The organism is Janthinobacterium sp. HH106, from assembly GCF_001758725.1.
GTDB lineage: Bacteria > Pseudomonadota > Gammaproteobacteria > Burkholderiales > Burkholderiaceae_D > Janthinobacterium.
The window spans coordinates 23,017-36,635 of sequence record NZ_LRIC01000073.1 but is presented as its reverse complement, the minus strand read 5'-3'; the positions used below and the strand labels follow the sequence as shown (position 1 = coordinate 36,635).

Here is a 13,619-nt window from a genome sequence, read left to right as displayed (position 1 = left end):
CTTACACCAGTTTTTCCGGGCCGTTCATGACGCTTCTGTCATGCAAAAATGAATTACAGCTTGCCGTAAGAGTGCAAACCTGAAAGGAACATGTTGACGCCCAGGAAGGCAAACGTCGTCACCAGCAAGCCCACCAGCGCCCACCACGACGCGACGCGGCCGCGCAAGCCCGTCATCAATCGCATGTGCAGCCAGGCTGCATAGTTGAGCCAGACAATCAGCGCCCACGTTTCCTTCGGGTCCCACGACCAGTAGCCGCCCCACGCTTCGGCCGCCCACAGGGCGCCCAGGATGGTCGCTACCGTGAAGAAAGCGAAGCCGACGGAAATGGCCTTGTACATGACGTCGTCGAGCACTTCCAGCGACGGCAGCCGGTCGACCAGGTAGCCGCTCGACTTGAGCAGGTAGGCCGCAGCCACCATGGCCGACAGGGCAAACGTGCCGTAGCCGATGAAGTTGGCCGGTACGTGGATCTTCATCCACCAGCTTTGCAGGGCCGGCACCAGCGGCTGGATTTCCGCCGCGTCGCGCGTGACCGTGTACCACATGAGGAACACGACGGCCGCCGAAATGACGAGCATGACGAAGGCGCCCAGCTGGCGCGTCGCATAATGCTGCTCATAATACAGGTAGAACATGGCCGTGATCAGGGAAAACAGGATGAACACTTCATACAGGTTCGACACGGGAATGTGACCCACGTCGGCGCCGATCAGGTAAGACTCGTACCAGCGCACCAGCATGCCCGTCAGGCCCAGCACCACGCCGGCCCAGCACAGCAGGGAGCCGACGGACGAACCGAATTCAGAACGCGCCACCAGGCCGATCCAGTAGAACAGGGTCGACAGCACGAACAGGGTGCCCATCCACAGGATGGCCGATTGGCTCGACAAGATGTATTTCAGGAAGAATTTCTGGTTCGCCATCTCCAGGTGGCCGCTATACAGTTCGATGGCGAACAGCGACAGCACGGCCGCCAGCGGGATCAGCCAGCGCACGGGCTTCCAGTACCAGCCCAGCCACGCGAACGTGGGTGCCGCGGCCAGCAGGATGGCCTTTTCATAGATATCCATGAAGGCGCCAAAGCGCATCAGGCCGAACAGTGAGGCCGCCAGCAAGCCGGCGCCGTACAGCCAATCGATCAGGCTCAGGCGCTTGAAAAATCCTGCTTCCTGCGTATATATTTGCTTGTTTGCCAATTCCATCATTTTCTCCATTCCCGGCGACGCGCAAGCGTCCCGAAACTCAGCCAATCCAACTCAGCGCAGCTTACGCCGATTGCGGCAGCTTTGCCTTCAAGTTCTCAAATTCTTTTTCAAAATCCAGCGTCTTGCGCTGCGTGCTCATGGCCATCAGGGCCTCGCTGCCGCCCTCGCCATCCTTGATCCACACCCACAGGCGGCGCTCGCGGATATAAAACATGGAAAATACGCCGATCACGAGGAACAGGCAACCGAGGTAGACCACGCTCTTGCCCGGCGAACGCGTCACCTGCAGCACGGAGGCCTTGATTTCCGTAAAGTCGTCAAGCTGCAGGTACACGGGCGCGCCATAGAAGAAGCTGTCGGACAGCGCATTCGTGGCCAGCTGCAGGAAGCGGCCGTGCTTGTCATCGGCCTCGACGGCTTTCAAGCCATCCTGGGCGCGTGCCGCCTGCCACAAGTCCCACAGGCTGCCATTGAGGATTTTCATGAAGATATCGGCCGCTTTTTCTTGCTCGGCGGCAGGGATTTTCTCCAGGAAACGAGAAATGGCGAGGAAACCGCCCTCTTGCCCGTTGCCGGCAAAAATGCCCAGGCTTTTCGCCGCCGATTCCTGCAACTGGCCGCGCAAGGCTTCCGCGTTCGCCTGCGGCATGGCGCGCGCCGCATAGCGGGCGGCGGCCTGCTGGCGCAGCGCTGGATCTTGCAGCGCGGCACGCAAACGCATCCACTCATTCACGCTGACATTGTCGTCGGCGGGAATGCGCAGATAGCTGAACGGGTCGCTGGGGTTGACGCGCATGCCGGCCAGGAACACCGTCGTGCCATCGACCGTGACGGGCTGCATATAGTTCTGGTACTCGCGCGCCTGGCCCGTCTTGTCGCGCAATTTGTATTGCACCGACGGCCCCACGTTCTTGAGATCCTTGTTGTTGGCGTTTTTCGCGGCCGATCCGAGGCGCTTATCGAGGCCGACGGCGAATTTATCATTGAAACTTTCCGCCTTGTTGACGGCGCGCACGTCCTGGCCGGCGCTGAGGTTTTCCACGTTAAACGGACGGAAACCCGACCATTCCACCGTGTAGGAATTGCCGTCGCTGCGCTCGAGCGGCGTGCTGCCGCCCACTTCGCCGCCGATATCGAAGCGTTTCGTCGTCTTGCCCGTCATGGGAAAACCCGTCAACTTGAGCTTGCTGCCGCCATCCTCAAAGCTGGACTGGTACAGGGCCAGGCCCTTGTACAGCAGCGGCTGGTTGACTTTGATGGTTGCAGGAAAACTTTCTCCCGTTGCATGGTCGGTGATGACGACATCGCTGGCGAACAGCTTGGGCATGCCCGTGCTGTAGAAATCGATGTGGAATTTCTTCAGCAGGATGGTGATGGGCAGATCCTGGATCAGCACGCCATCGGCCTGCGGAATGATGGCCGTGTTGCTCGACGAGCCTTCCGGGATCATGGTGTTGCCGCGGAAAGTAGGATTCGACAGGCTCAGACGGTGCTGGGCGGGAATGTCGGCGATCACGCCGCTGCCGGAAAACGGCGTCTTGCCAAAGAACCATTGCTGTACGCGGATCGGCATTTCCGAATCGAGCAAGCCGCCCACGCAAATGATGACGATGGCGCCATGGGCAAAGATATAGCCCCATTTATTCGCCGCGCCCCGCTTGGCCGCCACCAGGGTGGCGTTGTCCTTCTCGACCACCTTGGCCCCGTAACCGGCGTCTTTCAGGCGCATCACCATCTGCTGCGCCAGCACGGCGCGCGGCAGCGGCGCCTGCCATTCCAGCTTGTGGTGGAAATTGCGCAAGGATTGCTCGCGCACGGTTTCGCGCCAGCTGCGCATGTCCTTGAGCATCTTCGGCGCATTGCGCACGATGCACAGCGAGGTCGAGGCGACCAGAAAACCCATGATGACGAGGAACCACCAGGCCGAATACACGGAATACAGGCTCAGCTTGTCGAAGACGGCAAACCAGAACGGACCGAACTGGTTCACATAATTGGGCATGGGCTCGTTTTGCTTGAGCACGGTGCCGATGATGGAGGCGACGGCGATCAGGGTCAGCAAGCTGATGGCAAAGCGCATCGACGAGACCAGCTCGACGAATTCAGCCAGGCTGCGGCGTTGGGTCTTTAACTCGATTCCGGTCGTGCCAGTGCTCATACGTGGATACTCATACGGGATATGCAATCTTCAAGGAAATGTAGGCATGGAGCAGAGTGTTTCTCCGCGCAAGGCGGCAGCATACTCCTGTTTGGCCCCTGCCATGAAAAAGGGCAGCCTGTGGAAACGGCCGCCCTTGTTCACGCGCGCTGCTGCGCCTGGCAATCTCTTGCCACTATGGAAACTTACTTCAGGCCAGCGATATAATCGGCCACGGCGGCGATTTCGTCATCCGACATGCGGGCGGCGATGGTGTGCATTTGCGCGCTGTTCTTGCGGGCATCGGCCTTGGTGCTGCGGAACATCGTCAACTGGGCCACCGTGTAATCCTGGTGCTGGCCGGCGATGCGCGGATACTGGACGGGAATGCCATTGCCCGTCGCGCCATGACAGCTGGCGCAGGCGGCAACTTGCTTGGAAGCAATGCCACCACGGTAGATTTTCTTGCCCAAATCAATCGTATCCTTGTTTTTCGCGGCACCCGGCTTGGACAGCTGCGCGCCCAGGTAGGCGGCGATATTCTTCTTGTCGGCGTCGCTGAGCATCTTCGCGTACGTCGTCATAACGGGCTGGTTGCGTTCCGGCGTAGTGAAGTCGACCAGTTGCTTGTAGATATAGCTTTCGTGCTGGCCGGCCAGCTTCGGATTGACCGTGATGGTCGAATTGCCGGCCGCGCCATGGCAGGAGACGCAGGCAGGCAAGCCGCGCGCCGCATCGCCATCGGCGTACAGGGTAGCGCCCTTGGCAGCGTCGGCCTTGACGGCCGGTTTTGGTGCTTCGACCGCAGAGGCAGTTGCCGATACAGCCAGCAAAGCGAGCAGCATGGATTTGAACAACGGTGAAAACGCACGATTCATTCAGGCACCCTGAGACAGTGAGAAATTAGTGGTGGACATTGCCGCGCCCTGTGGATTTTTGCTTTATTTTCAGGGCCGCAAGCCGCATCGCTGCTACGCCGGCAACAATAAACAACCCCTTATTGTACAATAGCTTCTTGGCGTTATCGCTCCCTTATCGCTCCCTTTTGTTGCTTTACTACTCCCATGTCAAAACTCTGGCAAGCCCGCTTCTTTACGACCGTCAACCAATTGCGTGACCTGCCCGATACCACGGTGCCGGAAATCGCCTTTGCCGGCCGCTCCAATGCCGGTAAATCGACCGCCATCAACATCTTGTGTAATCAGAAAGGCTTGGCGTTCGCCTCCAAGACACCTGGCCGTACCCAGCACATCAACTACTTCTCCATCGGCGGCGCCCACGTGGCGCAGCACCGCAAGGATGCCACCATCGTCGAAGAGATCGAATGCCTGCTGGTCGACTTGCCGGGCTACGGCTACGCGGAAGTGTCGGGCTCGGCCAAATTGCACTGGCAGCGCCTGCTGGGCGATTACGTGCAGCGCCGCGAGCAATTGGCCGGTTTGATCCTGATCATGGATTCGCGCCGCCCGTTCACCGACCTGGACATCCAGATGCTGGAATGGTTCGCCCCGACGGGCAAACCGATTCACTGCATCCTGACGAAAGTCGATAAACTGAACCGTAATGAATCCGTGAATGCCTTGCGCCAGGCGAAAGCCAAGCTCGACAGCTACGTGGATGAAGACGGCGTCGGCTTCCCGTTCACCGTGCAACTGTTCTCGGCCCTGAAAAGAGTCGGTATCGACGAAGCCAACGACAAGATCATGGAACTGGCCGGCATCAGCGAAGACGGCGCGGCCCAGATGGTCGACCTGATCGAGATGGAAGACGACGTCGAGCCGCAATCCGACAAGCCGGCTTGATCGACATCAACGCTGCGTAAAAAAAGGCTGCCCGTTCACACGGTACAGCCTTTTTTATTGCGCGGGCGCCGGGCGCCTAGCGCCGTCCCGGGCCCGGGCGCTTCTCGGAAAAGAATTCCTGGCGCAGGAAGGCGCTCAGCTCGGCCGTGTCTTCCACGCGGGCGCTGAGGTTGACGTTACGCCCCAGGCGCCGTGATTCCCAGACGAAATCGCCGGGCTTTTCGGCACGGATCAGCTGGATCATCTTCTTGATGATGGCCGTCTCGATATCAGGCTCGTTGCCCAGTTCCACTTTTTCCTGCTTCAGCCAGTTGCGCTTGAAGTTGCCGTTCCAGCCCTTGAACTTGACTTCGGCACTGAACGAGGTCTGGTTGACGATGGAAAACACGCCGCCCGAATCCTCGCGGTCGCTGCCGGAATTGCGTCCCTGCGCGCCGGCGATATTCGCCTTGGCCACGCGCATGGCGCGGTCGTTTTCGCTTTCCTCGGCCGGCGGCGCGGGGTTCTGCGCCTCGCGCTGCTTGCGGCGCTGCTCGATCATCGAACTCATGTCTTCAGCGGGCGGCGGCGGCAACGGCACTTTCGATACCAGCGGCGGCGTGTACGTTTCCAGTTTCGGTTTATCGCGCGGCACGTCTTTTGTGACCACGCGCTTGCTCGGGGCCGGCGGCGGTTTCACCTTGGCCACTTTCGTGTCCTTCGGCTTGGGTGTGGGCTTGGGCTGCGGCTTCGGTTGCGGCTTGTCCTTCAGCGGCGCGATGTAGACCATCGCGCTTTCCTTCTTCGGCGGCGGAATCTTTTCGATGGTGTCACTGCGCAACAGGACATAGGCCGCCAGCAGCACGTGCAGCAAGACGGACACGCCGAGCGCAACCTTGCGCGTGGTGCTGGTCTTGGACCCGTAGGCCGGAGGTGGCTGGATCACTTGCCCGCAGGTGGGGCAAACATCGGAATCGGCAGCCAACAAATGGGTCGTGTCATGCAAAATGAATCGTGCTTTCTGTGTAGCGAAGAAATAACATTACAGGGCAGCCATAGTGCCAGAGTCCCTTGCTTTTGGGAACACTTCCTCGGCCTTTCCAACCCGAAGCGTACAGGATAGCGACATTCCTTGCAGCGCTGACCAGAGTACCCGAGCCGTCCCTTGACGGTTGTTACCGTATGTATCACTGCCCATACAAAACCGGCGCCCCATTCACGCAGAAATGGGGCGCCGGTCACGGGTCATCAGTCACGCATGCGCTCAAGCCTTGTTGTCGAGCGCCACCAGTTGCTCGTCCGTCATCGGCCCCGTGCCGCTGTACTTGTCCAGGAATAAATAGATGACCGGGGTGATGAACAGGGTAATCACTTGTGAAAACAGCAATCCGCCGACCACGGCCAGCCCCAGCGGCTGGCGCAGCTCGGCGCCGGCGCCCAGGCCCAGAGCGATCGGCAAGGCGCCCATCAGGGCCGCCGCCGTGGTCATCATGATGGGACGAAAACGCAGGATGCAGGCCTGGCGGATGGCCTCTGCCGGCGCCAGCCCCTCGTTGCGCTGCGCATGCAGGGCGAAGTCGATCATCATGATGGCGTTTTTCTTGACGATACCGATCAGCATCAAAATGCCGATGATGGCGATCATGGTCAGGTCCATGCCGAACAGGCGCAAGGTCAACAGCGCGCCCACGGCCGCCGACGGCAAGCCGGCCAGGATGGTGAGCGGGTGGATATAGCTTTCATACAGCACGCCGAGCAGCACATAGATCACGCCCAGCGCGGCAATGATGAGGATGATCTGACTCGATTGCGAGCTCTGGAACACGGCCGCGTCGCCGCCGTAGCGCGTGATGATGGAGGCCGGCAAGCTCATGTCCTTGGCCATTGCGTCGATCTTGCCCGTGGCGATCCCCAGCGGCACGTCCGGCGCCAGGTTGAAGGCGATGGTGACGGCCTGCAACTGCCCCTGGTGGTTGACGGAGGTGGGGCCGATCGTGCGTTCCACGTAGGCAATGCTCGACAATTTCACCAGTTCGCCCGACTTGCTGCGCACGGACACGCGCGTGAGCGCATCGTCATACTGGCGGTCCGCCGTGGCCGCTTCCAGGATCACGTAATAGCTGGCCGCCGACGAATAGATGGTCGACACTTGCCGCTCGCCAAAGGCGCTGTACAGTGCCGTGCGGATATCGGACATTTGCACGCCCAGCAGGTTGGCCTTGTCGCGGTCGATCCGGAGCGATGCCTGCAAGCCCTTGATCTGCGAATCGCTGGTGACGTCGCGGAAGGCGGGATCGGTGCGCATGCCTGCAATGAACTTTTCCGCCCAGTCATTCAGGGCGTCGGGACTGACGCTTTGCAAGGTGTACTGGTAGCGGCTCTTGCTCTGGCGCCCGCCCAGCTGCAAGTTTTGCACGGGCCGGAAATACACGGCCATGCCGGGCACGGTGCCCGCCGCGCGGCGCAGGTTTTCCAGCACCACGGGCATTTTCGGGCGCTCGCTGCGCGGTTTCAAGACCATGAACATGCGGCCCGTGTTGCCGCCGCCGACGAACGATGTCACGTCCTGCACGCTTGGGTCCGCCTTGAGCACGGCCGCCACGCGGGCTTGCAAGTCCTGCAATGCCGCGGACGAAATATCTTCCGACGCTTCCGTATTCACCTGGATCTGGCCCAGGTCTTCCTCGGGGAAGAAACCTTTGGGAATGGTCGCGTACAGCAGCACCGTCAGCGCAAAGGTGCACACGGCAACGAACAGCACCACATTGCGGTGCGCCAGAGCCTTGTCGAGCAGATGCACATAGCCGTTGCGCAATTTCGTAAAGCCGGCTTCGAAATGGCGGCCGATAAAGGTTTTCTCGCCATGACTGGGGTCGCTGTCATTGTGCTCGCGCGAGTCGGCCGGCAGGAAGCGGCTGGCCAGCATCGGCACCAGGGTCAGCGACACGACGGCGGACACCAGCACGGCCAGCGAGACGACGACGGCGAACTCGTGGAACAGCAAGCCGATCACGCCCGGCATGAAGAAAATGGGGATGAACACGGCCACCAGCGAGACGGAAATCGAGATGATGGTAAAGCCCATCTCTTTCGCCCCTTCCAGGGCCGCGCGTATCGGTTTCTTGCCCATCTCGATATGGCGCACGATGTTTTCCAGCACCACGATGGCATCGTCGACGACGAGACCCACGGCCAAGGTAATGCCCAGCAGGGACACGTTGTCGAGGCTGTAGCCGAGCCAGTACAGCAGGGCCAGCGCACCGAGCAGCGAGATCGGCATGGTGACGGCCGGAATGAAGGTCGCGGCCGCGCGGTGCAGGAACAAAAAGATCACCAGCACCACCAGCACCACCGTCAGCGCCAAGGTCAGATTGACGTCGTGGATGGCTTCGCGGATCGACAGCGAACGGTCGTTGACCAGGCTGATTTGTATCGACTGCGGCAATTGCTCCTTGAAGCCCGGCAGCAGACGGCGCACGCCATCGACCACTTGCACGGTATTGGCGTCCGGCTGGCGCTGCACCATCAGGCTGATCGAGCGCTCGCCGTTGAAACTGCCGACGGACTTGATCGATTGAAAGCTGTCTTCCACCTCGGCCACGTCTTTCAGGCGCACGGGCTGGCCGTTGCGGCTGGCGATGATCAGTTCGGCAAAATCAGCAGCCTTCATCATTTGCGGATTACCCTGGATAGTCAGGGTCTGGCTCGGACCGTCAAGGATGCCCAGCGGGGAATTCGTGTTCGAGGTGCGCAAGGCAACAGCCAGCTCGTCCATCGTCAGGTTGCGCGCATTCATCAGGTCGGCACGGGCGCGCACGCGCACGGCGAAGCGTTTCTGGCCATTGACGATGACCTGGGCGACGCCGGGCAGGGTCGACAGGCTGGGCGCGATCAGGTTTTCCGCATAATCATTGAGATCCGACAAGTTCAGCGAGGGCGACGTCATCTGGATGAACAGCACCGGCGCATCGGCCGGATTGACCTTGCGGTAAGACGGCAAATCCGTCATTTCCGTCGGCAACTGTCGCTGCGCGCGCAGCAGGGCCGCCTGCACATCGACGGCCGCCTCGTTGACATTGATGCTGGCGTCAAACTCCAGGGTCAGCGAGGTATTGCCCAGGGTACTCGTGGACGTGATCAGGCTCAGGCCGGAAATGGTGGAAAATTGTTTTTCCAGCGGCAAGGCCACCGACGAGGCCATGGTTTCCGGGCTGGCGCCGGCCAGGTCGGCGCTGACGTTGATGACGGGCGTGTTGTAGCTCGGCAAGGCCGCCACGGGAATTTGCAGGTAGGCCAGCACGCCGGCCAGGATGATGGAGAGGGACAGCAGCACCACCATGACGGGGCGGCGGATGCTCAGTTCGGACAGGTTCATGCTGGCTTGCCCTGCGCTGCGGCGGCGCCATCGGCGGCCTTGTGTTTTTCCGCCAGGCGCACCTTGCTACCCGGGCGCAAGTTTTGCTTGCCATCGACGATGACTTTTTCATCGCCCGCCAGGCCGGTGACGACGGCGCTCGGTCCGAATGCATACACACGGGTAATCTTGCGCATCTTGGCCGTGTTGTCCGCCTCCATCGAGTACACGAAGGTGCCGGCGGTACTCGTGATGATGGCGTTTTGCGGGATCACCAGCGCATCCTTGAGCGTGCGCACGGTCAGCTGCGTATTCACGTACTGGCCAGGCCACAGGTCGGTGCCGCCATTGTTGAAGCGCGCCTTGACCTTGATGACGCCCGTAGCGGGGTCGACGGCATTGTCGATAAAGTTCAGTTTGCCATCGAGCTGCTTGCCGCCCGCGTCCGACAACAGGGCCGTGACGGGTACCTCGCCCGCCTTTTGCGCCGCCAGCAAGCCCGACAGGCTGCTTTCCGGCAAGGTGAAGACCACGTCGATCGGGTCGAGCTGGGTGATACTGGTGAGCGATGTGGCCGGCTGCACCAGGCTGCCCGCGTAGACATTGATGGCGCCCACCCGGCCCGCCTGCGGCGCGCGCAGGACCGTGTAGCTGGAGTCGACCTGGGCGGCGCGCAAGGCGGCCTGGTCGGCGGCCAGCAAGGCGCGTGCCGCGTCGAGCTGGCTTTGCAGCGTGTCCACGGCGCCCTGGGCGATGAAATTCTTGCTCAACAAATCCTGGTTGCGCTTGAGCTGGCGTTCGAGATCGGCTACCGAGGCGCGGTCGCGCAAGACCTGCGCCTGCGCCTTGTCGACGTTCGCATGCTCGCTGCGCGCATCCAGCGTAAACATCAGCTCGCCCTGCTTGACGAACTGGCCTTCGCGGAGGTGCACCTTGGTAATCGTGCTGGTCGTCTGCGGATGCAAATCGACGCTGCTGATCGGCGTCACGCTGCCATTGGCTTGCAGCAGCATCGGCACATCCTGGCGCACCGGCGCGACCACGCTCACCGTCGTCGGCGCCTGCCCGCCCTTGCCCCCTTTGCCATCCTGCCCACCGGCCGCTTTGCCTGGCTGATGATTGAAATACCAGATGCCGCCACCGATACACAGGGCCGCACCCACGAGGATTGCCAGACTAGTCTTTTTCATTGTTCTGTCATGCTGTCGCAGCGCGGGGCTGCAGGTTGAATGTAGGTGCCAGGGAGCCTAAAGCACAATATTGTCGCACGGAAATGATCACTTTCCTGCGTAATACTCTGGCACGATGAGGGTGACTTCCAGTCCACCGTCGACGTGATTGGCCAGCAAAACCGTGGCGCCGTGCTGCTCGGCGATATTGCGCGCGATGGTCAGGCCCAGGCCCGTACCGCCCGATTCGCGCGAACGCGAGGTCTCGATGCGGTAAAACGGTTCGAACACCTTGGCCAGCTGATCTGGCGCAATCCCCGGCCCGCCATCGCGGATGCGGATGCGTGCCGCACCGGCGATGCGCTCGACGGTCACCTGCGCGTACTGGCCATATTTGACGGCATTGTCGATCAGGTTCACCAGGCAGCGCCGCATGGCGATCGGGCGCGCCATCAAGGCCATGCCGGCCTGCCCGGCCAGGGTCACATTCTGGCCCGCATCGGCCGCGTCGGAGCAGACGCTATCCAACAGCGAATCGAGATCGAGCGCCTGCATCGCTTCCGTGCTATCCATCGAACGGGCCAGGTCCAGCCCCTCCTTGACCATGCTCTGCATGGCCGACAGGTCGCCCACCAGACGGTCATACAATTCCGTATCGGCCACTTTTTCCAGGCGCAGGCGCAAGCGCGTCAGCGGCGTCTGCAAGTCGTGCGTGATGGCAGCGAGCATCTGTGTACGCTGGGAAATATGCTGACGGATACGCGCCTGCATGGCATTGAAGGCGGCGCTGGCCTGGCGGATCTCGCTGGCGCCCGACAGGGTCAGCGGCGGATGGTTGATGTCGTTACCGAGGTCTTTTGCCGCCTGCGCCAGTTGCTTGAGCGGGCGCATGGTCATGCGCGTGACCAGGTAGGCGAGGATGGCGATGCTGATCAGGAAAGGCAGCAGAGTCATCCAGTCGTTATGTTCATTGAACGGCGGCTGCTGGCGCGGCGGCAAGACCATCAGGCGCAACACGTGGCCATCCTGCATGCGCACGTCGAGGTTTTCGCAGGTACCGCCCCATGGCTTGGCGGAAAACATGCCCGGCGACTGGCGCGGCTTGACACAGGCTTCCGGGCGTTCGGCCAGCGCGCTGACCTTGAAGCCTTCGCCCAATTTGGCTTGCAGGGCGGAGGAAAATTCCGTCGGCTTGCCCGGCACATGCTCGACGTCGGGACGCAATTCCAGGCGTACGCTGCCCTTGTTGGCCACCTTCAGGTACGCGGCGCGCGAGGCCAGCGGCACCACGTCGGCCGCCATCACCAGCTGCTCGGCCCGCTCGACGGCGTGGTAGTCGCGGTATTGCTCGATGGCGCGCTGGCGTTCGCCCACGGCCAGCCACTGCGTCAGCGCGGCCGAAGCGACGATGCCGATCAGCAAAAACATAAAGACACGGCCCGTCATCGATCCCAGGAAGGCCTTCACGCGTGCGGCTCCACATTGACCTGGCCGGCCAGCACGTAGCCGCCGTTGCGCACGGTCTTGATGATTTGCGGCAAGCGGGCATCTTCACCGAGCTTTTGCCGCAGGCGGCTGATCTGGATATCGATCGAGCGGTCGAACGGGTCCGCGTCGCGGCCCTGCGTCAGGTTCAGCAGCTGGTCGCGGTTGAGCACGCGGTTCGGGTGCTCGAGGAACACGCGCAGCAAGCGAAATTCCGCGCCCGACAGCATGATTACCAGGCCGCTGGGATTGAGCAGGTGGCGCGCCGTCAAGTCGAGGGTCCAGCCGGAAAAGCGGATTTGCTGCGCCTTGTCCGACGGTACGTTCGACGGCATGGCATGGCTGCGGCGCAAGACACTGCGTATGCGCGCCAGCAATTCGCGCGGCTCGAACGGTTTCGGCAAGTAATCGTCGGCGCCCATCTCCAGGCCCAGGATACGGTCCAGCGGCTCATTGCGCGCCGTCAACATGATCACCGGCACCGTCGATTGGGCGCGCAGCTTGCGGCACAGGGTCAGGCCGTCGTCGCCGGGCAGGTTCAAGTCGAGCACGATCAAATCGGGCCGCGTTTCATCGAGGATTTTCCACATGGCCGTGCCATCCGCCGCGCCCAGGGTGCGGTAGGCGTTCGTTTCCAGGTAGTCCGCCAGCAAGCTGCGGATATCGCGGTCGTCGTCGACGATGAGAATTGTAGAAGTGGGTTCCATGGTACGAATTATCCCCACTTCCCCCACCCTTGCACAACGCATTTGTATCGTCTTGTATATAGAAGACCCGAAGAAACATATAGATACAAACTGTCTGGCAGCGGACACTTCGGGGAAACATGGGGCGTCCAACATGGATTCATGTGCAGCAACATGTACATCCCTCACTTTTACAAAGGAATCCAGATGAACGCCTCAATGACAACCTTGCGCAAGAATTTGATCATCGCCATGAGCGTACTCGGCATGGGTGCGGCATCGCTGACCGTCCACGCCCAGGAAGCGGCCGCCAGCGCGCCTGCGGCCAGCACCAAGATGCAACATGAAGGCCAGCGCGGCCAGCACCGCGATGGCAACCCGGCCGAGCGCATGGCCAAGTACCAGGGCCGCCTGCATGACAAGCTGAAGCTGACGGCCGCCCAGGAACCGGCCTGGGCCACGTTCACGGCCGCCAATGCGCCGAAAAAACCGATGGGCGACTGGAAAGCCAGGCACGAAGCGATGGCCAAGCTGTCGGCGCCGGAACGCATGGAACAATGGATCGCCATGTCGAAGGAACGCATTGCAGACCAGGAAAGCCGCCTGGCTGCACTGAAGACTTTCTACGCCGTGCTGACGCCGGAGCAAAAGAAAGTGTTTGATGACAGCGTGCCGGCCGGCCGGCACGGCGGCCATCGCGGTGGCCACCATGGCATGCAGCAGCATCCGAAAGCAGGGTAAATCGTAGGTCGGATTAGCGGCAACGCCGCGTCATCCGACAACATGGTTGACGTATGCG

Annotated in this window: 10 protein-coding genes; 2 read left to right on the top strand and 8 right to left on the bottom strand. The window is 61.3% G+C overall.

What is annotated here, in order from left to right:
* Window positions 1–53: 53 nt before the first annotated feature.
* The 3 genes from ccsB to JAB8_RS26870 form a co-directional block, all read right to left on the bottom strand.
* A complete protein-coding gene (gene ccsB / locus JAB8_RS26880; RefSeq protein WP_070221695.1) occupies window positions 54–1,205 on the bottom strand; it encodes a c-type cytochrome biogenesis protein CcsB in 1,152 nt (383 codons plus the stop codon).
* A gap of 64 nt (window positions 1,206–1,269) precedes the next feature.
* Window positions 1,270–3,366: a cytochrome c biogenesis protein ResB gene (locus JAB8_RS26875; protein WP_070221696.1), complete on the bottom strand. Its 2,097-nt coding sequence runs from the start codon at window positions 3,364–3,366 to the stop codon at window positions 1,270–1,272.
* Window positions 3,367–3,551: 185 nt separating this feature from the next.
* Entirely contained in the window at window positions 3,552–4,223 is a 672-nt protein-coding gene (locus JAB8_RS26870) for a c-type cytochrome (protein WP_070221697.1), read from the bottom strand.
* A gap of 186 nt (window positions 4,224–4,409) precedes the next feature.
* Between JAB8_RS26870 and yihA the strand changes: the two genes are divergently transcribed.
* Window positions 4,410–5,147 carry a ribosome biogenesis GTP-binding protein YihA/YsxC gene (yihA, locus tag JAB8_RS26865; RefSeq protein WP_070292333.1) on the top strand — a complete coding sequence of 246 codons (738 nt, stop codon included), beginning with the start codon at window positions 4,410–4,412 and terminating at the stop codon, window positions 5,145–5,147.
* A gap of 76 nt (window positions 5,148–5,223) precedes the next feature.
* On the opposite strand, the gene JAB8_RS26860 is transcribed toward yihA, so the two are convergent.
* The 5 genes from JAB8_RS26860 to JAB8_RS26840 all read right to left on the bottom strand — a co-directional run bounded on the left by JAB8_RS26860 (window position 5,224) and on the right by JAB8_RS26840 (window position 12,841).
* Window positions 5,224–6,072, bottom strand: coding sequence for a hypothetical protein (locus JAB8_RS26860; protein WP_083287974.1), 849 nt, complete (start codon window positions 6,070–6,072; stop codon window positions 5,224–5,226).
* Window positions 6,073–6,390: 318 nt separating this feature from the next.
* Window positions 6,391–9,501 carry an efflux RND transporter permease subunit gene (locus tag JAB8_RS26855; RefSeq protein WP_070292331.1) on the bottom strand — a complete coding sequence of 1,037 codons (3,111 nt, stop codon included), beginning with the start codon at window positions 9,499–9,501 and terminating at the stop codon, window positions 6,391–6,393.
* A complete protein-coding gene (locus JAB8_RS26850; RefSeq protein WP_070292330.1) occupies window positions 9,498–10,670 on the bottom strand; it encodes an efflux RND transporter periplasmic adaptor subunit in 1,173 nt (390 codons plus the stop codon). The genes JAB8_RS26855 and JAB8_RS26850 overlap by 4 nt, the downstream gene beginning before the upstream one ends.
* Window positions 10,671–10,757: 87 nt before the next feature.
* A complete protein-coding gene (locus JAB8_RS26845) occupies window positions 10,758–12,116 on the bottom strand; it encodes an ATP-binding protein (RefSeq protein WP_070292329.1) in 1,359 nt (452 codons plus the stop codon).
* The gene (locus JAB8_RS26840; RefSeq protein ID WP_034753223.1) at window positions 12,113–12,841 is read right to left on the bottom strand and encodes a response regulator; all 729 of its coding nucleotides are present in this window, start codon (window positions 12,839–12,841) and stop codon (window positions 12,113–12,115) included. Before JAB8_RS26840 ends, JAB8_RS26845 begins: the two co-directional genes overlap by 4 nt.
* Window positions 12,842–13,027: 186 nt before the next feature.
* Here JAB8_RS26840 and JAB8_RS26835 point away from each other — a divergent pair, with 186 nt between their 5' ends.
* Entirely contained in the window at window positions 13,028–13,561 is a 534-nt protein-coding gene (locus JAB8_RS26835) for a Spy/CpxP family protein refolding chaperone (protein WP_175445264.1), read from the top strand.
* Window positions 13,562–13,619: the final 58 nt, after the last annotated feature.

Excerpts from the sequence above, each read along its gene's own strand:
- yihA (WP_070292333.1), top strand. The coding sequence starts at position 4,410 with ATGTCAAAACTCTGGCAAGCCCGCTTCTTTACGACCGTCAACCAATTG.
- JAB8_RS26840 (WP_034753223.1), bottom strand. The coding sequence starts at position 12,841 with ATGGAACCCACTTCTACAATTCTCATCGTCGACGACGACCGCGATATC.
- JAB8_RS26870 (WP_070221697.1), bottom strand. The coding sequence starts at position 4,223 with ATGAATCGTGCGTTTTCACCGTTGTTCAAATCCATGCTGCTCGCTTTG.
- JAB8_RS26875 (WP_070221696.1), bottom strand. The coding sequence starts at position 3,366 with ATGAGCACTGGCACGACCGGAATCGAGTTAAAGACCCAACGCCGCAGC.
- JAB8_RS26850 (WP_070292330.1), bottom strand. The coding sequence starts at position 10,670 with ATGAAAAAGACTAGTCTGGCAATCCTCGTGGGTGCGGCCCTGTGTATC.
- ccsB (WP_070221695.1), bottom strand. The coding sequence starts at position 1,205 with ATGGAATTGGCAAACAAGCAAATATATACGCAGGAAGCAGGATTTTTC.
- JAB8_RS26855 (WP_070292331.1), bottom strand. The coding sequence starts at position 9,501 with ATGAACCTGTCCGAACTGAGCATCCGCCGCCCCGTCATGGTGGTGCTG.
- JAB8_RS26835 (WP_175445264.1), top strand. The coding sequence starts at position 13,028 with ATGAACGCCTCAATGACAACCTTGCGCAAGAATTTGATCATCGCCATG.